General features: G+C 73.3%; 17 protein-coding genes. 13 read left to right on the top strand and 4 right to left on the bottom strand.

Annotated elements, in window-relative coordinates; all coding sequences use genetic code 11:
- Positions 1-243: 243 nt before the first annotated feature.
- The 10 genes from MFF56_RS27825 to MFF56_RS27780 all read left to right on the top strand — a co-directional run bounded on the left by MFF56_RS27825 (position 244) and on the right by MFF56_RS27780 (position 11,707).
- Positions 244-1,593, top strand: coding sequence for an efflux RND transporter periplasmic adaptor subunit (locus MFF56_RS27825; RefSeq protein WP_012752978.1), 1,350 nt, complete (start codon positions 244-246; stop codon positions 1,591-1,593).
- A 14-nt stretch (positions 1,594-1,607) separates the two neighbouring features.
- Positions 1,608-4,868, top strand: a complete 3,261-nt coding sequence (locus tag MFF56_RS27820) for an efflux RND transporter permease subunit (RefSeq protein ID WP_012752979.1) — start codon at positions 1,608-1,610, stop codon at positions 4,866-4,868.
- Positions 4,869-4,932: 64 nt separating this feature from the next.
- On the top strand, positions 4,933-5,487 hold the full coding sequence (locus MFF56_RS27815) for a hypothetical protein (RefSeq protein WP_012752980.1): 555 nt from the start codon (positions 4,933-4,935) through the stop codon (positions 5,485-5,487).
- Between the two features lie 87 nt (positions 5,488-5,574).
- Complete coding sequence (locus tag MFF56_RS27810) at positions 5,575-5,913, top strand: hypothetical protein (RefSeq protein ID WP_012752981.1); 339 nt, start codon at positions 5,575-5,577, stop codon at positions 5,911-5,913.
- A 164-nt stretch (positions 5,914-6,077) separates the two neighbouring features.
- The gene (locus MFF56_RS27805; protein WP_012752982.1) at positions 6,078-6,455 is read left to right on the top strand and encodes a hypothetical protein; all 378 of its coding nucleotides are present in this window, start codon (positions 6,078-6,080) and stop codon (positions 6,453-6,455) included.
- Between the two features lie 884 nt (positions 6,456-7,339).
- Complete coding sequence (locus MFF56_RS27800; RefSeq protein WP_009863996.1) at positions 7,340-8,017, top strand: Crp/Fnr family transcriptional regulator; 678 nt, start codon at positions 7,340-7,342, stop codon at positions 8,015-8,017.
- 162 nt (positions 8,018-8,179) lie between these two features.
- Positions 8,180-8,566 (top strand): hypothetical protein, encoded by a 387-nt coding sequence (locus tag MFF56_RS27795; protein WP_066923535.1) that lies wholly within the window; start codon positions 8,180-8,182, stop codon positions 8,564-8,566.
- Positions 8,567-9,062: 496 nt separating this feature from the next.
- Entirely contained in the window at positions 9,063-10,409 is a 1,347-nt protein-coding gene (locus tag MFF56_RS27790; protein ID WP_066923544.1) for a TolC family outer membrane protein, read from the top strand.
- A gap of 140 nt (positions 10,410-10,549) precedes the next feature.
- Positions 10,550-11,062, top strand: coding sequence for an RT0821/Lpp0805 family surface protein (locus MFF56_RS27785; protein WP_066923538.1), 513 nt, complete (start codon positions 10,550-10,552; stop codon positions 11,060-11,062).
- A gap of 129 nt (positions 11,063-11,191) precedes the next feature.
- On the top strand, positions 11,192-11,707 hold the full coding sequence (locus MFF56_RS27780) for an MgtC/SapB family protein (RefSeq protein ID WP_050772665.1): 516 nt from the start codon (positions 11,192-11,194) through the stop codon (positions 11,705-11,707).
- Between the two features lie 19 nt (positions 11,708-11,726).
- Here MFF56_RS27780 and MFF56_RS27775 read toward each other — a convergent pair whose 3' ends face one another.
- The 4 genes from MFF56_RS27775 to MFF56_RS27760 form a co-directional block, all read right to left on the bottom strand.
- Positions 11,727-14,021 carry a class I SAM-dependent methyltransferase gene (locus MFF56_RS27775; protein WP_012752987.1) on the bottom strand — a complete coding sequence of 765 codons (2,295 nt, stop codon included), beginning with the start codon at positions 14,019-14,021 and terminating at the stop codon, positions 11,727-11,729.
- Positions 14,022-14,082: 61 nt separating this feature from the next.
- Complete coding sequence (locus tag MFF56_RS27770; RefSeq protein ID WP_012752988.1) at positions 14,083-14,250, bottom strand: hypothetical protein; 168 nt, start codon at positions 14,248-14,250, stop codon at positions 14,083-14,085.
- Between the two features lie 384 nt (positions 14,251-14,634).
- Positions 14,635-15,906, bottom strand: a complete 1,272-nt coding sequence (locus MFF56_RS27765) for a calcium:cation antiporter family protein (protein ID WP_012752990.1) — start codon at positions 15,904-15,906, stop codon at positions 14,635-14,637.
- Between the two features lie 255 nt (positions 15,907-16,161).
- Positions 16,162-16,878, bottom strand: coding sequence for a YkgJ family cysteine cluster protein (locus tag MFF56_RS27760; RefSeq protein WP_158022374.1), 717 nt, complete (start codon positions 16,876-16,878; stop codon positions 16,162-16,164).
- A gap of 1,071 nt (positions 16,879-17,949) precedes the next feature.
- On the opposite strand from MFF56_RS27760, the gene MFF56_RS27755 reads away from it, so the two are divergent.
- From MFF56_RS27755 to MFF56_RS27745, 3 genes are all read left to right on the top strand, one after another.
- Positions 17,950-18,423: a hypothetical protein gene (locus MFF56_RS27755; RefSeq protein WP_012752991.1), complete on the top strand. Its 474-nt coding sequence runs from the start codon at positions 17,950-17,952 to the stop codon at positions 18,421-18,423.
- Positions 18,424-18,790: 367 nt separating this feature from the next.
- The gene (locus MFF56_RS27750) at positions 18,791-19,027 is read left to right on the top strand and encodes a DUF6894 family protein (protein WP_009862913.1); all 237 of its coding nucleotides are present in this window, start codon (positions 18,791-18,793) and stop codon (positions 19,025-19,027) included.
- Positions 19,028-19,465: 438 nt separating this feature from the next.
- Complete coding sequence (locus MFF56_RS27745) at positions 19,466-20,740, top strand: multidrug ABC transporter ATPase (protein WP_082773369.1); 1,275 nt, start codon at positions 19,466-19,468, stop codon at positions 20,738-20,740.
- Positions 20,741-20,871 lie beyond the last annotated feature (131 nt).

Here is a 20,871-nt window from a genome sequence, read left to right as displayed (position 1 = left end):
ATGCCGGTCCGTCCACATCTGCTCTCTCCTCCGTCCTGCCAGACGGATCGTGTATTGGTGACACGAGACAGATGGGGACGGCCGGCGGAGGACCTCAAACAGGCTCTGAGGTGACCGCGCCACCGAGGTGGCACGGGCCGCCCGGCGATCCGCCGGGCCAGTCGATCACCTTACGTGAACATGCGGGATCGACCGTCACCGCCGCGCAGGCGGGCAAGCGGCGTCCCGGTCGAGTCAGGCTCAATGCGCATTCTCCTGTCCGTGGTCATCCTGGCCACCGGCATCGCCATCGGCGGTGCCGTTCCCCGCGTGTCCGAATTCGTCCAGGACGCCCTCGCCTCGGTCGGGGTCCCGAGGATCCACCCGGCGCCCGCCGCCGGTCAGCCCTCCTCCGAGACCGACGTCCCGGAGCCCGCGGGCGAGCATCCCCGCCCGCGAGGGGCGAAGCCGGAGACCGGGCCTGCGACCGCCAAGCATCCGCACGGGGAGGGTGGGGGAGAGGCCGAGCCGACCGTGATCAAGATGCAGCCCGAGCAGGTTTCCGGGCAGGACATCACGGTCGTGACGGTGGAGGGGGGCACGCTCGCGCGCCACCTTCTCGTTCCCGGCACCATCGCGCCGGACGCCGACCGGATCGCCCGGGTGCCCGCGCGCGTGGTCGGGATTGTGGCCGAGATGCGCAAGCGCCTGGGCGAGGAGGTTGTGAAGGGTGAGGTCGTCGCGGTGCTCGACAGCCGCGAGGTCGCGGACGCCAAGAGCGAGTATCTCACCGCCTCAGTGAAGGCAGAGCTTGAGAAGACCAATTTCGATCGGCAGCAGGCGCTTTGGGAAAAGCGCATCTCGGCCGAATCGGCCTTCCTCAATGCCAAGGCCGTCTATTCGGAGGCGCAGCTTCGCGTCGACCTCGCCCGGCAGAAGCTCTCCGCCCTCGGCCTCAACGCCGCCGAGGTGGCGAGCGCGGCCAAACGGGACGAGACCACGCCCAACACCTCGACGCTGCGCCGCTACGAATTGCGCTCACCGCTGAGCGGGCGCGTGGTTGAGCGCAAGGTCGACCTCGGCACCGACGTCGGCGGTCAGGGCGACCCGGACGACCTGTATACGGTCGCAGACCTGTCCACCGTCTGGATCGAACTGGCGGTGCCAACCACCGAACTGGCCAAGGTCAAGGAAGGCGCGCGGGTCCTGGTCACCCCGAGCCAGGGCGACGCCGACAAGCAGGCCGAAGGCAAGGTGATCTTCGTCAGCCCGATCCTGAACCCGGACACACGCTCCGCCCGCGTCATCGTCGGGCTGCCGAACCGGGACATGGCCTGGCGGCCCGGAACCTTCGTCACCGCCGAGGTCGAGGTCGGCCAGGATGCGGTCAAGGTGCGGGTTCCGAAGGCCGCGATCCAGACCGTCGCCGGCGAGAAGGTCGTCTTCGTGCGCACGGCCACCGGTTTCGAGAAGCGCGAGATCGAGCTCGGGCGCTCCGACGACGATGCTTACGAGGTCGTCTCGGGCCTGAGGCCGGGCGACGAGATCGCGGTCGCCAACTCCTTCCTCCTCAAGGCTGAGCTCGGCAAGGCCGCGACCGGCGACAACGACTGAGCGAGAGCCCGCCCATGATCTCCCGCATCCTCGACTTCTCGGTCCACCAGCGCTGGCTGGTGCTGCTGCTGTCGCTGCTGGCCGCCGGCTTCGGCGGCTACGCCCTGACCAAGCTGCCCATCGACGCGGTCCCCGACATCACCAACAACCAGGTGCAGATCAACACGGTCGCGCCCTCGCTCTCGCCAATCGACATCGAGAAGCAGGTCACCTACCCGGTCGAGACCGCGCTCGCCGGGATCAAGGGCCTCGAATACACCCGGTCCTTATCGCGAAATGGCTTCTCGCAGGTCACCGCGGTCTTCGCGGAGAAGCTCGACATCTACTTCGCCCGCCAGCAGGTCGCCGAGCGCCTGTCCCAGGTCAAGCAGGACCTGCCGCCCGACGCCGAGCCCCGCATGGGCCCGATCTCGACGGGCCTCGGCGAGATCTACATGTGGTCGATCCACTACGCGAAGCCGGACGAGCGGACGGTGTCGCCTGCGGGCAAGCCGGGCTGGCAACCGGACGGCAGCTACCTGACCCCGGAAGGCCAGCGGCTCAGGACGGAGCTGGAGCGGGCCGCGTACCTGCGCACGGTGCAGGACTGGATCATCCGGCCCCAGATCAAGACCGTGCCGGGCGTGGCCGGCGTCGACGGCATCGGCGGCTTCGAGAAGCAGTACCACGTCCAGCCGGACCCGACGAAGCTCACCGCCCTCGACCTCTCCTTCTCCGACGTGGCGCGGGCCTTGGAGGCCAACAACGCCAACCAGGGCGCCCGCTACCTGGAGGACAACGGCGAGGGCTACGTCGTGCGCGCGGCCGGGCGCCTGGAGAGCATGGGGGAGATCGAGAACGTCCTCGTCACCACCCGCGGCGGCGTGCCGGTGCGGATCAAGGACATCGCCGAGGTCCGGATCGGGCGCGACCTGCGCACGGGCTCGGCCAGCGAGGACGGGCAGGAGGTCGTCGTCGGCACCGCGCTGATGCTGATCGGCGAGAACAGCCGCACGGTCGCGGCCGCGGTCGACGCCAAGATGACGGAGATCCGCAAGTCGCTTCCGCCCGGCGTCGAGGTCCAGACGGTCCTCAACCGGACGCTCCTGGTCGAGGCCACCATCAGGACCGTGGCCAAGAACCTCGCGGAGGGCGCGGCCCTCGTCATCGTCATCCTGTTCCTGCTGCTCGGCAACATCCGGGCCGCCATCATCACGGCGCTGGTCATCCCCGTCGCCATGCTGATGACCATGACCGGCATGGTCGAGGCGAAAATCTCGGCCAACCTGATGAGCCTCGGCGCCCTCGACTTCGGCCTCATCGTCGACGGGGCGGTCATCATCACCGAGAACGCCCTGCGTCATCTCGCCGAGAAGCAGCACGGTCTCGGTCGCACCCTCGACACCGAGGAGCGCCTCGCCACGGTGCGGGCCTCGGCCGAGGAGATGATCAAGCCGTCCCTCTACGGGCAGGCGATCATCATCCTCGTCTACGTGCCGCTCCTCACCTTCACGGGCGTCGAGGGCAAGATGTTCGAGCCGATGGCGCTGACCGTGATCATCGCGCTGGCCGCCGCCTTCGTCCTGTCGCTGACCTTCGTGCCGGCCCTGATCGCCATCGTGATCACCGGGCGCGTCACCGAGAAGGACAATGTCATCATCCGCGCCCTCAAATGGGCCTATCGGCCCGTGCTGGCCGGGGCGGTGCGGGCGCCGATGGTGTTCATCGTCGCGGCGTTGCTGCTGCTGGCCGGGGCCGGCCTGCTCTTCACCCGGCTCGGCGCCGAGTTCATCCCGACGCTCGACGAGAAGAGCATCGCCATGAACGCGCTGCGCATCCCCTCGACTTCGCTGTCGCAGTCGCAGGCGATGCAGCTCAAGATCGAGCAGGCGATCCGCCGCTTCCCGCAGGTCGCCTACGTCTTCTCGAAGACCGGCACCGCCGAGGTCGCGTCCGACCCGATGCCGCAGAACTCCTCGGACACCTTCGTGATCCTGAAGCCCCAGGAGGAGTGGCCGGACCCGGACCTGTCCAAGGCCGAGCTCCAGGAGAAGATCGAGAAGGCGGTCGGCGCCCTGGCCGGGAACGTGTTCGAGTTCTCCCAGCCGATCCAGCTGCGCTTCAACGAGCTGCTGGCGGGCGCCCGCGGCGACCTCGCCGTGAAGGTGTTCGGCGAGGAGTTCGGGCCGATGACGAAGGCGGCCGACCAGATCGCCGAGATCCTGCGGGGCATCGACGGGGCCGAGGACGTCAAGGTCGAGCAGACGGCGGGCCTGCCCTTCCTGGAGATCAAGATCAACAAGGCGGAAGCGGCGCGGCTGGGGCTCAGCACCGGCGCCGTCCAGGAGGTCATCGGGGCGGCCATCGGCGGCAAGGACGCCGGGCTGGTGTTCGAGGGCGACCGCCGCTTTCCCATCGTCGTGCGCCTCAGCGACAAGGTGCGCGAGAACCGGGAGGCGTTGGAGAACATCCCGGTGCCGCTGCCGCCCGGCCCGAACGGGCGCGCCGCGTCGGTCCTCCTGAAGCAGGTCGCGAGTTTTTCCGTCGCGGAAGGGCCGAACCAGGTCTCGCGCGAGAACGGCCGGCGCCGGGTGGTCGTGACCGCGAACGTCCGCGGGCGCGACATCGGCTCGCTCGTCGCCGAGGCGCAGGCCAAGGTCGCGAGCCAGGTGCGGCTGCCCTCGGGCTACGACGTGACCTGGGGCGGCCAGTTCGAGAACCTCGCCTCGGCCCGCAAGCGCCTGATGATCGTGGTGCCGGTCTGCTTCGCCCTGATCTTCCTGCTGCTCTACTCGGCGCTGGGCTCGCCCCGGGACGCGCTGCTGGTGTTCAGCGCCGTGCCGCTGGCGCTGACCGGCGGCATCGCGGCCCTGTGGCTGCGGGGCATGCCGTTCTCGGTGCCGGCGGCGGTGGGCTTCATCGCGCTCTCGGGCGTGGCGGTCCTGAACGGCTTGGTGATGCTGACCTTCATCAAGCAGCTCGTCGCGGAAGGGCGGCCGCGGCGCGAGGCGATCCTGGAGGGCGCCATGACCCGGCTGCGGCCGGTGGCGATGACGGCGCTGGTCGCCTCGCTCGGGTTCGTGCCGATGGCGCTCGCGACCGAGACCGGAGCCGAGGTGCAGCGGCCGCTCGCGACCGTGGTCATCGGCGGCCTGATCAGCGCCACCTTGCTGACCCTGGTCGTCCTGCCGGCCCTGTACGCGCGCTTCGGCGGCGAGGAGGTCGCGCGCTCCCCGCGCCGGGCCGAGGAGGCTTCGGCCGGCGCGCGGGCGCGGCTCCGGCAGGCGGCCGAGTGACCCGGGCCATGCATCCCCGGACCGGCGAGGCGCGGTCGCGACGGACCCGAGGGGGAGCCCCGTGATGCGGACGTTTCGTCGTGCGCTCGCCACCGCGTTCCTGGGGGCGGCCGGCATCCCGGGGGCGCTTGCCGGGGAGGCACCCTTCGGCCTGCGTTGGGGTCCGCTGACGTCCGTGCCGAAACCGTCCATGGCGGATCGGGAGGGGAACGTCACGGCCCTGTTCTATTTCCAGGGCCGGGCGCCGGCCTCCGGGCCCGATACCGAGCAGGTCGTCCTGGAGGTCTGCGGGGACGAGGGTCTGCAGCAGGTCATCTGGTTCAGCCGCCCCTTCGCGGAGGCCGAGCTCGTGCCGGCCTACGCGGCGATCTACCGGGAGGGGGTGCGGCGCTACGGCGAGCCGCAGGAGGCCGGGCTGCCGAACGCCGTGACGTGGCCGGCGGGGCGCACGCTCCTGGCGGTCCGCCCCGCCGAAGGCGGCGGAAAACGCATCGTCATGGTCGCCGCGGGCGAGCTCTACGAGAAATGCTCGTCGGCGCACGAGGCGGCGACCGGCCACCCCGCCGCCCGCCATACCTCCGACCTGCTCGAATCCCGGGACCGCCGGATGGCGCCATGACCACCCACCGGCCGGCGTTCGACGGCGCTGGCTCCGGCTCATCCTACGAAACTGGAGCGACGGGGAGCATCGATGCGACGAACAGTGATGGTGGCCCTCGGCGTCATGGTCGTGATGTCCGCGCAGGCAGGATCGACGGCCAAGATCGTCGGCATCGGCGCCCAGACCTGCGCAGCGTTCAACCAGGAGATCTCCGCGAACCAAGCTGCCGAGCTGTACTTCTTCGCCTGGGCGCAAGGTTTCATGAGCGGAGCGCTGATTCGTGCGCCGGCAGGAATCGATGAAGACCTGGACCTGACACCGCCGTCCGTCCCGCTTCAGGCCCAAGTCCATTTCCTGCGCACCTTCTGCGCCAAGAACCCGGGTCAGGACTACATGGATGCCGTCAGGGCTCTCTACCATCGACTGCGCGGCCCCGGGATCTAGCCGGGTTCGGCACCGGGCCGGTCGGGGCGGTGCAGCGGCCACGCCGCTGCGGGCAATCCGGGGATCCGGGCCGCCGAAGGCGGCGAGCGCAACGGCCGGCGCCCATCCGCGGCCGGGCCATGCGCGGGCGTCGGTCGGACCGGCACGGGCGGGGAGGGATCGTGATGATCGGCTGGAGGAGGTTCGCGTGTGCCTGGGGGCTGGCCACCGGCGTGACGGGCTGCCTGCACGTGCCCGATGTTCCGGGCTACGCGACGGTCCCGTTCACCCTGCATCTCCCGTCGGGGGAGCGCCTCACGGGCAGCGTGACCACCCGGCTGCTGCGGCGCGAGTTCTACGCGACCGACGGGCGGACGACCTGCAGCGGCCTGTTTCATCCGTCCGGGGCGGGGCTGCCGGCATCCGTCGGGGCAAATTGCTCCAATGGCCAGCGCGGCACCGGGTCGGCCGACGGGACGAGCTCGTTCGCCGGGTCCGGAACGCTGAGGATGGACGGCGGCTCCGCCACGTTCCGGTACGGAGAGGCGATCCAGGGAGGGTAACGGCCCGCGGGATCGGAGCCCTGCCCCCGGAACGCACGGACGCCGACGCGGCCTCGCGCCCGCGCGGGACGGGCGTTCGGAGAGGCGTCGGACCGATCCGCCGGGGCGGTCCGGTGGGCCGGGTCGGTCCCGGCGCGGTTCGCGACGAGCGCGTCGCAATCCGGGGTCGCGTCCCAGCCCTTGCGCCGGCGCAGGCCGGCCCCGCTCGCGTCAGCGTTCCGGACGGCGGCGTCGCCGCGCGGGCCGGCGCGGAGCGCGCCGCCGGCGCTCGCCCCGCCGAAGTCGCGGCCGGTCCTGGCCCCGCTCCGGTCGGCTCCGCGCGGGTTCGCCCCCGGACCTGCGGACCGAAGAAACGCGCGCCGACGAGCTTCGCCCCGCCCAGGTCGGCCGTCTTGAGCCCGGCCTGGTCGGGGGCCGCGACGCGGAGACCGCCCCCCCGCGGCAGGACCCTGTTCAAGCGGGACGGGCGCAGGTTCGCGCGCCTGAGGTCCAGGCCGGACAGGCGCCCGTCCGAGAGGCTGAGCGGCTTGCCGGCCGCCCGGGCGATCGTCGCCTCGATAGCGGCGCGGGCCGTCCCCGCCTGCGTCATGTCCGGCATCGTCCGGCCGAGGGGGCGGAGCAGGTCGCCCGCGGCCGACGCCGGACCCCGGGCGACGACGGCCGAGAACGGGAGGGCCGCGTGCCTGCGTATGGGTGTCCCCGCGGTTCCCGGCGAACGGGCTCGGGCCCCGCGCACCGCCGGAATCGGCACCGCCGCGCGCCCGCGCGGCTCAATCCGAACGCGGGCGGCATCGGTCGTTTGTGCCCGCGCTCATCGACGCCGGCCTGTCCCGGAACGTCCCCGGCGCCCGACCGGCGCGCCGCGGAGCTGAAGGTCATCGCGCATGTCTCACGCCGACCGCGTCGAGCGCTGGTTCGAGCAGTTTCCCGTGCTCGGGACGCTTCCGGCCGACCACCGGCACATCCTGCGCGGCGCCGTGCGCTTTCCCGTGCTGGAGGCGGGAGCGACCGCCTACGAGCTGGGAGGCGAGTGCGCGAACTACCTGATGTGCATCGAGGGCCGGACACGCGTCTTCCGGATCTCCGCGGGCGGCCGCGAGATGCTGATCTACCGGGTGGGTCCCCGGGGGACCTGCGTCCTCACGACCCAGTGCCTGCTCGCCGGCGGCACCTTCCCGGCCGAGAGCGTCGCGGAGCAGCGCACGGTGCTGGCGGCGCTTCCGGCGGAGACCTTCCGGCACCTCATGGCGGCCTCGGCCGCGTTCCGCGCCTTCGTCCTCGACGATTACGCCAAGCTCATGGCCGTCCTGTTCGGGCTCCTCGACGAGATCGCCTTCACGCCCCTTGAGGAGCGCCTCGCCCGGCACCTGCTCGCCCAAGCGGACCAGCACGGAAGGGTGACCGCGACGCACCGGCAGATCGCGGCCGACCTCGGCACCGTGCGCGAGGTCGTCAGCCGGCATCTCGCCGGCTGGGAGCGCGCGGGATGGATCCGGGTCCTGCGCGGGCAGGTCGAGATCCGCGACCGCATCGCCCTGGCCGGACATCGGCTCCGCCCCTGAGGCCGGGCCGGACCCCGGCGAAGCGCGAAACCCTCCGCGCGAGGAGGGTCCTGCGACGGGTCGCGCCGCCGGCGCGCGGGAACGATCGGGCTCCTCGGACGCTGGCCTCCCCCACCTCCGCGAGACCTTGCGCCGGGCGGCGCGCCCCCGTAAGCATGGCGTATGGTCAGGCTTCGGCAGCGGTGGGACGGGTACGCGTCCGGCGTTTGGCGCCGCGCCCTGGTTTGCCTGCTCGCCATCGCCCTGACCGTCTCCCTGGTGGACCCGGCCCTGACCGCGCCCGCGTCGCCGGACGAGGAAGCCGGCGGGCCCGGCATCGTCATCGTGCTCGATGCCATCTCCGGGGCGCCCGCCGCGGACGAGCCGGCGGACCGCGGCCTTGCGGGGCCTGGCCGTTGCAGCGCGCACTGCCCCTGCCATGCCGTCATCCGGCCGGAGAGCCCGGTCGTGACGCCCCTGCGCATCGCCAAGCCGCCCGAATTCACCCTCGGCACCGCCCGCCTCTCCTCCGTGGCATCGACGCCCCCGAGCGAGCCCCCGCGCGCCTGACCCGCCGGCCGCCGCATGCCGCGGCGGCAACCCGGGTTGCATGGTCATCCCCAGGCCCGGAAGGGAAGGCGCCCGCCCTGCGCGGCGCGGGTCCCGTCGATGCGACGGGGCGGCATGTGGCAGCATCTCGCAGGGTGGGCGATGCCCGTTCCCCTCATCATCGACCCCGAACCGGCGGTCTTCCCGGGCGCGGCGCCGCGTGCCGGCGCGTTCCCGCTCGCTCGCTCGTGCGGGCCAGGCCTCGGCGCTCGCCGCGGGTCGGGGACGCCGCGCAGCCGAGCCTCGGCAGGGCGGTACGCCGGAGCCGTCGCGCGGGTCGGATCCGGCCGGGCCATGGTCCGCCGCGGCGGTCCGCCCCGCCCGGGCGCCCAGACCCGCAGGTTCACCGGGTCGTGCCGGCGCCGAAACCTCCGCCCGGCCAGGGGCGCACGGTGCCCGCCGGCCTTCCTCCCCGTCGCCGAGCGCCCGATCGCGGCGGACCCGCGCGGCCTGCAGCCTGTGCGCCGCGCTCCTTCTGGCCGGCGCCACCGGGGGCGCGCGGGCCGAGACCCTGGAGGGTGCCCTCGCGCGCGCCTTCCGCGCGAACCCGGAGCTGAACGCCGCCCGGGCGGGCCTGCGCGCGACGGACGAGGAGATCGTGCAGGCCCGGGCGGGCTACCGCCCCACGATCCGCCTCGACGCCGACATCGGGGTCGAGCGACAGAAGGGCGTCGAGGGCGGGGAACGCTTCGCGCGGACCGCCCTGCCGGGCGGCGCCGGCCTGACCGTCAACCAGACGCTGTTCAACGGTTTCCAGACCGACAACAACACCCGGCGCGCGGAATCGACCGTGCTCGGCCAGCGCGAGAGCCTGCGCCTCACCGAGACGACGACCCTGTTCAGTGCGGTCCAGTCCTACATGGACGTGCTTCAGAATACCGCGACGCTGGAGCTGAACCGCAACAACGTCGCCGTCCTGCAGGAGCAGCTCCGCCAGACGGCCTTCCGCTTCCAGGTCGGCGCGTTGACCCGGACCGACGTCGCCCAGGCGGAGGCGCGCCTCGCGCTCGCCCGCTCGCAGGTGAGCGCGGCGGAGTCGCAGCTGGGCGCCAGCATCGGCATCTATCGCCGGGTCATCGGCGTGGAGCCGCGCCAGCTCTCGCCGGGCCGCCCGCTTGACCGCCCCGTGCCGGGCAACCTCGACGCCGCGGTCGAGATCGGCCTCAAGGAAAACCCGCAGATCGCCTCGGCGCTGCACGCGGTCGATGCCGCCGAGGCGCAGGTGAAGGTGCTGGAGGGCCGGCTCTACCCGCAGGTCGGCCTGACCGGCCAGGTCGCCCAGCGCTACGACCAGGAGCAGCCCGGCGACAACGGCCGCACCGCCTCGATCGTGGGCCGCATCACGGTCCCGATCTATCAAGGCGGATCGGAATACGCGCAGATCCGGCAGGCCAAGGAGCTCGTGGGCCAGACGCGCCTGCAGGTCGAGTTCCTGCGCGACCAGATCCGCGCCGCCGTGGTCTCGGCCTGGGGCCAGCTGGAGGCCGCCAAGGCCCAGGTCATCGCCTCGCAGGCGCAGGTCCAGGCGAACGAGGTCGCGCTCGACGGGGTGCGCGAGGAGGCCCGCGTCGGCCAGCGCACCACCCTCGACGTGCTGAACGCGCAGCAGGAGCTCCTGAACGCCCGCGTGCAGCTGATCCAGGCCCAGCGCAACCGCGTGGTGTTCTCCTACGGCGTCGTGCAGCAGATCGGGCGCCTGACCGCCCGCTTCATCGCGGTGCCGGTGGCGGCCTACAGCCCGAAGACGCACTTCGATCAGGTCAAGGACCTCTGGTCCGGCGTGCGCACACCGGATGGCCGCTGATGGGACGGAAGACCTTCCGCCGCCAGGTCCGCGCCCCGGGGCCGCCCGCTCATCCCTGGCCGGGGCTGCCGGGCGGTCCGGGACCGCCGGCGCGCCCCGACCCGCCCCCGCCTTCGCCAGACACCGCCGAGCGCACCGTCATGTCCCATCCCCGGCTCCGGCCAACCGCACGTCCCCTGTCCCGCGCCGGCGCCGCGCTCCTGATCCTGGCGCTGCCGGCCTGCGCGATCTCGCTGCCGATCTCCCGGCCTGCCGACGGTTCTCCCGGCGTGCCGGGGCAGGACCCGAAGCGCACGGCGCCCCTGGCGTTCCCGGGGCTCGACCCGGAGGATTGGCGCCGGGCGCGCGGCATCCTCGGCCTCGCGTTGGAACCCAGCGGGAACGGCCTGCGCATCCGGTGGGACAACCCGGCGAGCGGGCGGAAGGGCAGCGTCGTGCCGACCGCCGCGCCGGTCGTACGCGCGGGGCGGATCTGCCGCGCCTTCCTGGCCACCGTGGAAGAGGCGCAGCGCACCGCCAGGATCCGCGGCACGGCCTGCCAGAACGTCGGCGACGACTGGGAGGTGACGGAACTCGACCCCGGGAGCAGCGCGCCGGACCGTCAGGGCGTAACGAGGCGCGACGCCGAGCCGACCGGACCCCGCTCGCCCTGATGCGGGCCGCTCCGGGAAGGTTCCGTCAGGCGCGAGGATCACCGTCGGCGCGCCGCTGGCGGCCCGCCTCGGAACGGCGGCACGACGCGCGGACGGACCATCGGGGCGTTCTCACACCGGCGAGGGATCATGGGTTCGTACTGGGGCATCTGGGGAGACCTTCCCAACCACTTGGTGCGGCTGGGCCTCGCCTTCGCGTTCGCATTCCCGCTCGGCTGGAACCGCGAGCGCGAGGCGCGCAGCGCCGGATTGCGCACCTTCCCCATCGTCGCCATCGCCAGCTGCGGCTTCATCCTGCTCGCCAGCGAGCTCCTCGGCGCGCGCACGCCGGAGCAGGCGCGCATCCTCCAGGGACTCATCACCGGCATCGGCTTCATCGGCGGTGGCGCCATCCTGAAGGGGGGCGACAACGTGCACGGCACCGCGACCGCGGCGAGCCTGTGGAACGTGGGCGTGATCGGGGCGGCCGTCGGCTTCGGCTACTACGACCTTGGCCTCATCCCGGCCCTGTCCAACTTCCTGGTCCTCGCCCTCCTGACGCCCTTGAAGCGCAAGCCGCGGACCGCCGCGTCGCAGGACCGGGGCGCCGGCACCGAGCCGGGGGGAGGGCCGGCCGGCACGGGCGGGGCCGGGCACAGCGAATGATGCCCCCCGGGATCGGAAGTCAGCGCGAACCGGTCCGGCCCTGGCGCGCCTGCCGCGCCCAGATCCGATAGGTGCCGCCGAAGGTGTCGGGATGGCGGGTCTCGAAACCGTGCCACGCCGCCGGCGAGCGCGCCGCGGCCGGGTCCGGATGCTCGGCCGCGAACCGGGTCCGGTCCGACGGGCGTTCGGGCTCCAGGCCCAAAAATTCCAGCCCGCAGGCCTCCAGCATCGCGCCGATCCCGGGCAGCGTGAAACGGTGCTCCTCGACGTGGAAGATGAGGTCGCGGCATTCCGACAGGGTCCAGAAGTCGGAGGCGGGGCTGAGCAGCATGCCGAGGTCCGGCTGCGCCACGGCCCCGGCCATGACGGCACGCCGGCCCGCCCGCACGCCGGCCGGGGTCGGCGCGAGCGCGCGCTCCGCGACCAGGGCGCGCCCCGCGACGACGCTGGCGCGCGCGATCTCGCTGTAGAGCCCGAGGAAGAGCAGGCCGCCCGGCGCGAGCAGCCCCGAGAGGACGCGCAAGCCCTGCAAGGGCTCGCGCATGTGGTGGAGCACGCCGAAGCTCTCGATCAGGTCGAAGCGCTCGCCCAGGTTGGCGAGGTCGAGGATGTCGGCCTGCAGGTGCCGGACCGACCCGATCCCGTATTCCGCCAGCTTGCGCATGCCGTAGGCCAGGCTGCTGCGGCTCAGGTCGACCGCGAGCACCGAGGCGTCCGCGACCGACTGCACGAGCCGCATGGTCTGGATGCCGGTCCCGCACCCCGCGACGAGGACGCGTGGCCGCTCGACCGCCGGCATCTCGTCCGCGCCGAGGTGCGGCAGCGCGAGGTGGACCCGCTCGCGCAAGGGACGCGGGGTCCCGAGCAGGGCGCGCGACCAGCGCGGATAGGGGTTCTCCTCGTACTGGGCCTGGACCAGGAGGGACACGGCGTCGCGCACCGGCCTGAGCGGGACCAGGCTGTCCGCGAGGGCGCGCTCCTGGGCCGGCTCCTCGACCTGCTCGCGCACGAGGGCGCGCAGGGCGGGCGGGGCCTTGGCGAGGTCGAGGCGGGCCGCGGCCGTGCGATGCAGCGGCAGGTAGCAGGCCGCGATGGCGACCCGGCGCCAATCCGCCGCGCCCGCGTCGGCCTCGGCTCGACCGAAGCCCGCGCACAGGGCCGCCAGGGCGACCTCCTCCTGCTCGTCGGTGCAGTAGAGGTACTCGTTGAGGAAGCACTGGCGCGCCAGGGCGCAGGCGAGGGTGAGGTCCGGTGCGGGCGGCGCCCCCTCCCGCGCCGCCAGGAGCAGGCTTCGCCGCACCTCCGTCAGCAGGAGCTCAAGCCCGAGATCGGGAATGGGGGCGGCGGCGAGGAGCGCGCGGAACAGCGCGTCGTCCAGCAGGGCGCGGACGACCGCATCGGCTTCGGCGACGGTCTCGCGGGCACGCGGGGGATCGGCCGCCAACCGGGCGAGCAGGCCGTCGACGGCCGCATCCTGCCGCAGCGCCGCGACGGCCGCGGTGGCGAGCAGGCGCGGGTCGACGTCGGCCCGCCCGAACAGGGCGATCAGCACCGCCCGGAAACGTGGTCCCGCCGGCACCGCGCCGAGGTGCAGGAGCTCGCGGGCGAGCAGGCGCGGGAAGCCGGGCTGGTCCGGCGCGCAGGCGACGGCCTCCGCGAGGGCCGAGAGGCCCGCGAGCGTCTCGCCGGCCCGGAGGCGGGCGCTCCCGAGATTGGCCCAGAGCGGCGCCCGCGCCGGCGCCATCGTGACGGGGGTGGCCCGGAGCGCGGCCTCGAAGAAGGGCACGGCTTGGCCGAACTCGCCCTCCCGCACCAGCAGGAGCGCGAAGCCCGCCAGGCAGTGGGCGAGCTCCGGCTTCAGCATCAAGGCGCTCTGGTAGGCCTTGGCGGCCTCCGTGAAGCGCCCGAGCGCGCGCAGCATCTCGCCCGCCTGGCCATGCGCCTCGGCGAAATCGGGGCGGAGCTCGGCGGCCTTCCGGAAGTGGCGCAGGGCCGAGCCCGGCGCGCCGGTCTGCCGGTGCGCCTCGCCGAGGTTGAACTGCAGCAGCGGATCCTTGGACCGCGTCGCACGCACCCGCTCGAAGTGGGCCAGCGCCTCCTCGGGCCGGCCCCGGTTCAAGGCGACGCAGCCGAGCACGTCGAGGGCGGTGGGCTCATGGGGGCGGGCCGCGAGCACCGACCGGGCCTGGTGCTCGGCCTCGTCGAGACGGCCGGCGTTCAGGGCCTCGGCCGCCCGCCGCAGCGCCGGCAGCGCCGCCGACGGGACCGCGCCCGACGAGGTCCCGTCACCCGCCCGATTCCGACGCTGCCGCATGTCCGTCCTCCGCCCGCTCGCACCCAGTCCCCGCCGCCCGTCCGGCCCGCGCCACCGTCGCTCATCCCGAGGCGACCAGCAGGAGGGTCGCCGCGGCGAGGATGGCCGCCATCAGCAGGATCAGATCGCGCCGCGCGGCGGCCCGAACCCACCGCCTCACGCGGCGGCGACCGCCACGGGCTCCCGTGCTCCAGCGCGCCGTCTGCCGCGCCATCTTCTTGCTGCCCATCCCGGGCCTCCGGATTTGGTTGGGTGTCGCGCCCCCCGATGCCGACGCCCTGCGCGCAGCCGCGCCGCGGTCGGCCGAGGGAGGCGGTCTCCCGTCGCCCCCATGTCGCGGCGCGCCCGCCGTCCGCCGCCTCCCAGGGCTCGCGCCGCGCCGTCGAAGGCAAGCGCGTCCGGGAAGAGCATGATGCGGGAGGTGATCCGGGCGGCGTGGCTGGCCGCGAAGGCCGGTTGCGCGCGTGGGCCGGCTCCGCCGCGGCGGCGCCGGCCCGGGACGGCGCGCAGGGCGCAGGGGCAAGAGGGGACGGCCTGCCGCCCCGATCCGCCCCGGGCCGGCGTGCCGCGGGCAGGGCGCGGCCCGCTTCGGGCGCGGCACGCGCGGCGGGCCTCACCGGCGTCCCTCGGTCGCCTCGGCCGCCCCGGGCGCGCGTGGCCCGACGGACGGCGCCACCGAGACGGCGACGCGCACGACTTCGAGCAGGCGGCGGCCGTTCAGGACGAACAGGACGGCGGCGAGCCCCAGATAGACCCAGGCGAGGGCGGTCAGCGTCGCGACGGTGCGCGCCTCGTCCTCCCGGTACCAGAACGCCAGTCCGACCTGGATGCCGAAGAGGCCGGCCAGGGCGAGGGCGGACCAGAGCCCCAGGCGCAGGCGCAGGAGCAGCGCCAGGGCGAACAGCGACTGCGCCGCGGTCAGGAAGAACTCCTCGGCCTGGCGCGCGTCGAGCGGCAAGGCCGTCAACGAACCCGCGCCGACGCTCATCGCCAGGGGCAGCATGCCGACGAGCAGCGTCCACTGGTTGATCTTGTCGCTCACCAAGGCGGCGAGGCCGCTGGCGGCGCGCCCCGCGACCACGAACAGGATCGCGACGGTGACGGCCGGGGCCTCGCTCGCCAGCGGCGCCAGCCACTGGATCAGCAGGAACTCGTTGAGGCCCAGCAGCCGGCCCGAGCCGACCATCGCCTCCGCGAAGGGCTCGGCCGAGACCAGGATGATCCCGCAGGCGACCACCGTCAGCGCAGCCATGGACGCCCACTGGGCGGCGGGCGTCAGCGCGTTGAGGGCGGCGGCCGGGCCGGGCTCCTCGCCCTCGTCCTCCTCGGCCTCGGACCCGCCGCGCACGCGCCAGACATAGGCCGCGAAGATCGCGACGAGCACGGCGAAGTCGAGCAGCGTGATCGTGTCCTTCAGCACGATCAGGAAGGCGTAGAGGCTGGCGACGAGCAGGACGACGATCTCGACCGCGTTGCTCCGCGTCAGCGCGATGGCGCGCCCGCCCCCCTTCAGCCAGTGCAGCGCGACCAGCAACGGCCACGCCAGCCCGACCAGGAGGCGGTTGGCGCCGGTCATGTTGGCCGCGGCGTAGTGGACGTACTGGGAGTCCGGGCCCGCCTTGCCGGCCTGGTAGGCGTAGTAGAGATCGACCGCGTATTCGGGCAGCACGGTCACCAGGGCCACGACGGCGACGATCAGGCCCAAGGAGACGTGGCGTTCGGCCGCCTCCGCGCCCCACGAGAGCAGGAACCCGGCCGACAGGATCGCGGCGCCGAACGCCACCATCTCGCCGATGGGACCGACCTGCAGGCCGGTCAGGCGGATCCCCACACCCGGCAGGGCTGCCAGCACCGCGAGTGCGACCAGCATCAGGAACCGTCTCATCCCTCATCCCCCGTCACACCATCCTCCCCTTCGGCCTTGCGGCGCCGACCGTCACCCGAGTTGCCGTCCCGGAGAGTCCCGGATTTCCGCCCAAAAACGGGCGGCCCGGCGCGGGACACCTCCGTTCCGCACGGCCGACCGCCGCGGCGCGGAGATCTCGGCCCTTGTCCGTCATGCGTGCGCCGTTCGGCCGGCGAGTCAGCGGCACCAAGCCGTCCACGCCCGGAAGCCGGGGCTCGGGAGGCAGAGCTGCCGTCAAGGACCGGCTCTCGGCGTGAACACCCTCGCGCCCGCCATCCAGCGCTCAACGGTGTCCTTGTCGTCGCTGATCTGGGACAGGGCCGACACGAGGCTCACGTCGTCGTGTTGAAGACCGAGTTCTCTCGTGATCGCGTTGATGCCCGCCCGATGGGCGCATCCGACAAGTTGGAGGACGCCATAGGACTTCATGTAGACGTCGGCTTTTCCGGAAACCGCCGATTTCAAGGCGTCTTCGCACAGCACGGCATCGGAGGACAGCAACGTACGACATGCGAACGGTCGCACCGCGTAGACCGAGCAGGTTTTCTCCTCGCTCAACAGCGGGCACGGCAGGCCCGCGCGCGACCGGCCGACGACGCGGAGGGGAGCCGGTCGATGCGCGGGTGCGCCCGACGGCCGGCCTTCGGGGCCGTGCGCCGCGTCTCTCCTGCGCGCGATCAGGATCGCTTCCGGGATGGACACGTCGACATCCTGGTGGCAGCACCAGGCGCATCCCGTCCTGCAGGCGACCGGCAAGCGTCCGCCCGGAGCGTCCGCGACCAGGCCGTCGACCGCAGCGTCGCCATGCCTGAAGACGACGCCTTCCAGATAGTTCAGAAGGGCTTCGATCTTCGCCGCGGTGCTGCCTTCCGCGGACCGGCACCTCGTCAGGCCGCCGTCCCTGACGTCGCGAGCGATATTCGTCGCAGCTCCATAGATCAGTGGATCCAAATTCGTCGGCATCCCCATCGGAAGCGGGACTTGGATGGGGTGTCCCTGCCGGGATGGAACCTGTTCGGATGCTCGCCGCCGGCTTGATTGGCGGCCAAACGCTCGTCGCTCCATTGCGAACCTCGATACGTACCCATGATTTGGCTGAGCGGTTCGGGTTGTCGTCTGCATGCCGCAGAGACCGACGTATCGAGGTCGTGGTGGTTTACTCGGCTTATCCAGGTCAGCCGAAGGCAAAGCCGCCGCATCCGGCGGAACGCCAAGATGGCGGGCAAGCAGATGCCGTCCGGGACATTCGAGCGCCGGGCTGAGACCCGAGCCGCAGTCGCAGGTGCCACCGCACAGGCCCGGTCCAGGCAAGGAGTCCTGGGAACAGCCCGGAGGCTCGCGGCTTCCGTCGCGCAGCACGCCGGGCAGGTCCGCGAGAGCGATGGTAGCCTGCCTCTCGGCCGGTCCGCCCGTGGCCGCGGTCGCGAGACCGACCAGCCCCAGGATCAGCGCAAGCGCGATCATGCACGCGCCCAGGCGGAGCGGGCGGATCGCGGTCGGCACGGAGATGCGTCCGGTTTTGCGCATGGCTCTCAGGGATCGGGCCGCCGGTCACGCGAAGTGGTTTCGGGCATCCGCCCGGCCGTCGCCGGCTGACCGGACGGTGCGGCCCAGGCCGGAACGGTCCCGGGCGGCCTGTCCATGCCCCTCGTCCTGCAGCGAAGGGACTTCGCGGCCGCGGGAGACGCGGGCGTCGGGTCCGCAAGAGCCGCTGCGATCATGAGGCGCTCCCTCTGCCCGGCACCGGGGGCCAGGCCGGAGGGCCGCCTTCATGCACCCTGTAGCCACTACAGGGTCAAGGCCATATCGCGGGTCCCTTCGCCGACCGTCGGCGGTCTTGCCAGCGCCGCGGGGAGGCGCAGTTGGCCCGGCCGAGGCGTCATGCGGCCGACCGCAACCGGGACCCAGCGCGGGCCATCGTTCGTCGCCTCCGGGCCGGGGGAGGTGCACGCTCGTCCCGGATTGCCGGGGCTGCGTGCTCGTGCGATGCTCCGCGGGAGGCGGGGGGAGGTCAGCGAACCTGTGGCGATCGCGCGTTTCCTGGTGCTGTCCGTTTTCGCGTTGGCCATTGCCGTCGCGCCGGCGGCGCAATGCACGACGCCGAGACACGCCTCCCTCGCTGACCTGACGGTGGCGGAGCCCCCGGCCTATCCTCACGACGGTGGATGGAGCGTTGGCATCGTGCCGGCGCCCGACGATGGCGACGTCGTCGGCGCGGGGGCCGAGGCGATCTCCGCGGCCGCCGAGGCGGCCGGTGACATTCCGGACGACGTGGCGCCGAAGCCTTCCCACCGGCACCAGCCCCAGCAGAAGCGCGCCGCCTCCTGCCCGGCGACCTGTTCGCCCTTGGCATGCCAGGCCGCCGTGCCCGCGCCGCCGGCCTCCGGTGCCATATCGGGGCTTCGGCCGGCCGAGCGGCTCCGGGCGCTGCAGGAGGATGCCGTCGCCGACCCGCACCTCCTGCGCATCGAGCGGCCGCCGAGACGCACCGCCTGACGCGGGCGGCGCCCGGACGCGGCCGCCCCGAAACCGCGTCGCCGAGCCGGTCATCCTGAGCTGATCCCGGCCGACGGCCGGCCGTGCCCTGGTCGACGCCTCCGCGTCGCCGGTGCAACTCGGGCGCGCCGTCCCTCCCATGCCCGCCAGCCCCGCTCCGCGGCAGGCCCGCCCCCGTCCGGGACCTCCCTGATGTCGACGGCGGCGGGACCGGTCATCGGCCGCCGCGGGCAGGGGCGCCGTCGGCAAGCTCTGTGGGGCGATGCCAACCGCCGTGCCTCCGGATTGGGAGCCCGGACGCCCGCGCCGGCCCGTTACCGCCTCGTCCGCGAGGCGGCGTCATTGTCGGAGAGCGAGGATCCAGCCGATGCCGCGGTACTTCTTTGATTTCAGCGACGCCAACGGAAAGGTCTTCGACCGGGACGGCCTCGACCTCGCCGACCGAGAGGCCGTGCGGGAGGAGGTCAGCGCCACCCTTTCCGAGCTCGCCAGGGACCTGCCGCCCGGCGAGGACCGGACCACGCTGATCGCGCGGGTGCGCGACGAGGCCGGGGGCGTCCTGCTGATCGCAACGCTGTCGCTCGTCGTGGAGTGGGTCACCTAGGCCGATGCGAGCCGCCGAGGGACCGTGCCGTCAGCCCTTGCCCCGTCTCGCTCCGGCCGCGGGAAACGGATGCGCGACGGCGGCTCGGTTCGCGCTCACGTGCCGGGAGGTCAAGGCGGCACCGCGCCCGCTGCCGCGCGGGGCCTGCCGCGCGCCCCCGGGCCGGGGTTGGCGCAGCTCCGGGCGCGAGCGCGGCGCCGCATCGCTTCGCCCGGCTGCCGGAGGCCCCGGTCCCGCGGCGCGTGCGCGGCGGCCCTGGCCGCCCGGCCCGAGCCTGCGGACGGGAATCCCCCGGTCGTCACCGGCCGGGCCGGGCCGGCGGAGCCCCCGGCGAGGCCCGGACGCGAAACGGGGACGTGACGCGGGCACGCACGCATCGGCGCGGGCAAGCCTGACGGCCCCCACGGGATGGGATCGATCCCGGCATCGGAGCGCCCCGTGGTGACGCCAGCCTTCATCCACGCCCTGGCCCACCGGATCACGGGGCTCGACTACCCGCACGGCCACTGGTGGATCGACCTCCTGGCCGTGCTCGTCTTCGTGGTCGCGCCGGCCTGGACAGGATGGCTGATCGTCCGGTTCGGCCTGCGGTGGGCGGGGCTGCGGCGGCGCCGGCGGGCCCGGCCGAGGCCGATGCCGCCGACCGCGGTCGGCGCGTCCGAGGGCGAGCGGGGGTGGCGCCTGGAGCGCTTCATCGTCCGGGCGACGCTGCGCTTCCAGCTGCGCCTCGTGCTGCTCTCGCTGCTGACCCTTCCGGCGGCGTGGCTTCTCCTGGAGATCCCCAAGCACATCATCAACCGCGCCATCACCGACGCGGACGGGGACGGCCATCCGGAGATGACCGTCCTGGGCCTCACCCTCTCGCAGGTGGAACTCCTGTTCGCCCTGTGCGCCAGCTACCTTGCCGTGCTGACGCTGGGCGGGCTCGCCAAGTACGCGGTCAACCGGGCGCGCGGGCGCGTCAACGAGCGCCTCGTGCGCCGGCTACGCCTCGCCATCGTCCGGCGGGCGCGCGGGGAAGGCTCGCCCGAGCGCCGGGCCGCGCTCGCGGCCGTCGCCGTCCAGGAGGTCGAGCCCATCGGCTACTTCGGGGCCAGCCTCGTGGCCGTGCCGCTCGTGCAGGGCGGCACGCTGGTGACCAGCGTCGCCTTCCTGCTCCTCCAGAACGCCGCCCTCGCGCTGGCCGCGCTGATGATGCTGCCGGTGCAGCTCAGCGTCCTGCCCCGCCTCCAGCGGCGCCTGAACGGCAGGGTGCGCGCGCGGGTCCACGCGACCCGGGCGCTCGGCGGCCTCCTGACCACGGAGGAGGCCGCCCGCGCGCCCGCGGCCGCGCCCGGCCCCGCACGCGGGTCGGCCCTGCTGCGGCAGATGCGGTTGGCGGAGGAGCTTGAGCGGGTGCGGGTCGAGATCAACGACCTCAAGGGCCGGCTGAAGGGGCTCTACAACTACACCTCCAACCTCACGCCGTTCTTCTTCTTCGCGATCGGCGGCTACCTCGTCGTCCAGGGCCGCCTCTCGCTCGGCGCCCTGGTCGCGGCGCTGGCGGCCTACAAGGAGATCGCGCCGGCCCTGCGCGAGCTGTTCGACTTCGCCCAGAACTGGTCCGACGCGAGCGCGCGGTTCGAGGAGGTCACCAAGGCGGTGAGCCGTCCCCGATCGGACCAGGGGCCGCGTCTCACTGACGCGCCGGGGCGGTCGATCCGGACCGCCTGAGCGCTCGCCCGCGCCCCGTCGCCGGCGCGGCGGGCTCGCCGGGAACGCGACGGGCAACGGATCGGCGTCCGGCGAAGACCGGGCTCGCGGCTCCCCGCGCGGCCCGCTCGCCGAGCCGTCGGAAGCGTGGC

Origin of the sequence: Methylobacterium hispanicum (genome assembly GCF_022179285.1) — a bacterium.
Taxonomy (GTDB): domain Bacteria; phylum Pseudomonadota; class Alphaproteobacteria; order Rhizobiales; family Beijerinckiaceae; genus Methylobacterium; species Methylobacterium hispanicum.
Note: the sequence above shows the minus strand (reverse complement) of the source record. Positions and strands in the feature narration are given on the sequence as shown.

Excerpts from the sequence above, each read along its gene's own strand:
- MFF56_RS27765 (WP_012752990.1), bottom strand. The coding sequence starts at position 15,906 with ATGAGACGGTTCCTGATGCTGGTCGCACTCGCGGTGCTGGCAGCCCTG.
- MFF56_RS27785 (WP_066923538.1), top strand. The coding sequence starts at position 10,550 with ATGTCCCATCCCCGGCTCCGGCCAACCGCACGTCCCCTGTCCCGCGCC.
- MFF56_RS27750 (WP_009862913.1), top strand. The coding sequence starts at position 18,791 with ATGCCGCGGTACTTCTTTGATTTCAGCGACGCCAACGGAAAGGTCTTC.
- MFF56_RS27805 (WP_012752982.1), top strand. The coding sequence starts at position 6,078 with ATGATCGGCTGGAGGAGGTTCGCGTGTGCCTGGGGGCTGGCCACCGGC.
- MFF56_RS27825 (WP_012752978.1), top strand. The coding sequence starts at position 244 with ATGCGCATTCTCCTGTCCGTGGTCATCCTGGCCACCGGCATCGCCATC.
- MFF56_RS27780 (WP_050772665.1), top strand. The coding sequence starts at position 11,192 with ATGGGTTCGTACTGGGGCATCTGGGGAGACCTTCCCAACCACTTGGTG.
- MFF56_RS27770 (WP_012752988.1), bottom strand. The coding sequence starts at position 14,250 with ATGGGCAGCAAGAAGATGGCGCGGCAGACGGCGCGCTGGAGCACGGGA.
- MFF56_RS27820 (WP_012752979.1), top strand. The coding sequence starts at position 1,608 with ATGATCTCCCGCATCCTCGACTTCTCGGTCCACCAGCGCTGGCTGGTG.
- MFF56_RS27810 (WP_012752981.1), top strand. The coding sequence starts at position 5,575 with ATGGTGGCCCTCGGCGTCATGGTCGTGATGTCCGCGCAGGCAGGATCG.
- MFF56_RS27795 (WP_066923535.1), top strand. The coding sequence starts at position 8,180 with ATGGTCAGGCTTCGGCAGCGGTGGGACGGGTACGCGTCCGGCGTTTGG.
- MFF56_RS27800 (WP_009863996.1), top strand. The coding sequence starts at position 7,340 with ATGTCTCACGCCGACCGCGTCGAGCGCTGGTTCGAGCAGTTTCCCGTG.
- MFF56_RS27815 (WP_012752980.1), top strand. The coding sequence starts at position 4,933 with ATGCGGACGTTTCGTCGTGCGCTCGCCACCGCGTTCCTGGGGGCGGCC.
- MFF56_RS27775 (WP_012752987.1), bottom strand. The coding sequence starts at position 14,021 with ATGCGGCAGCGTCGGAATCGGGCGGGTGACGGGACCTCGTCGGGCGCG.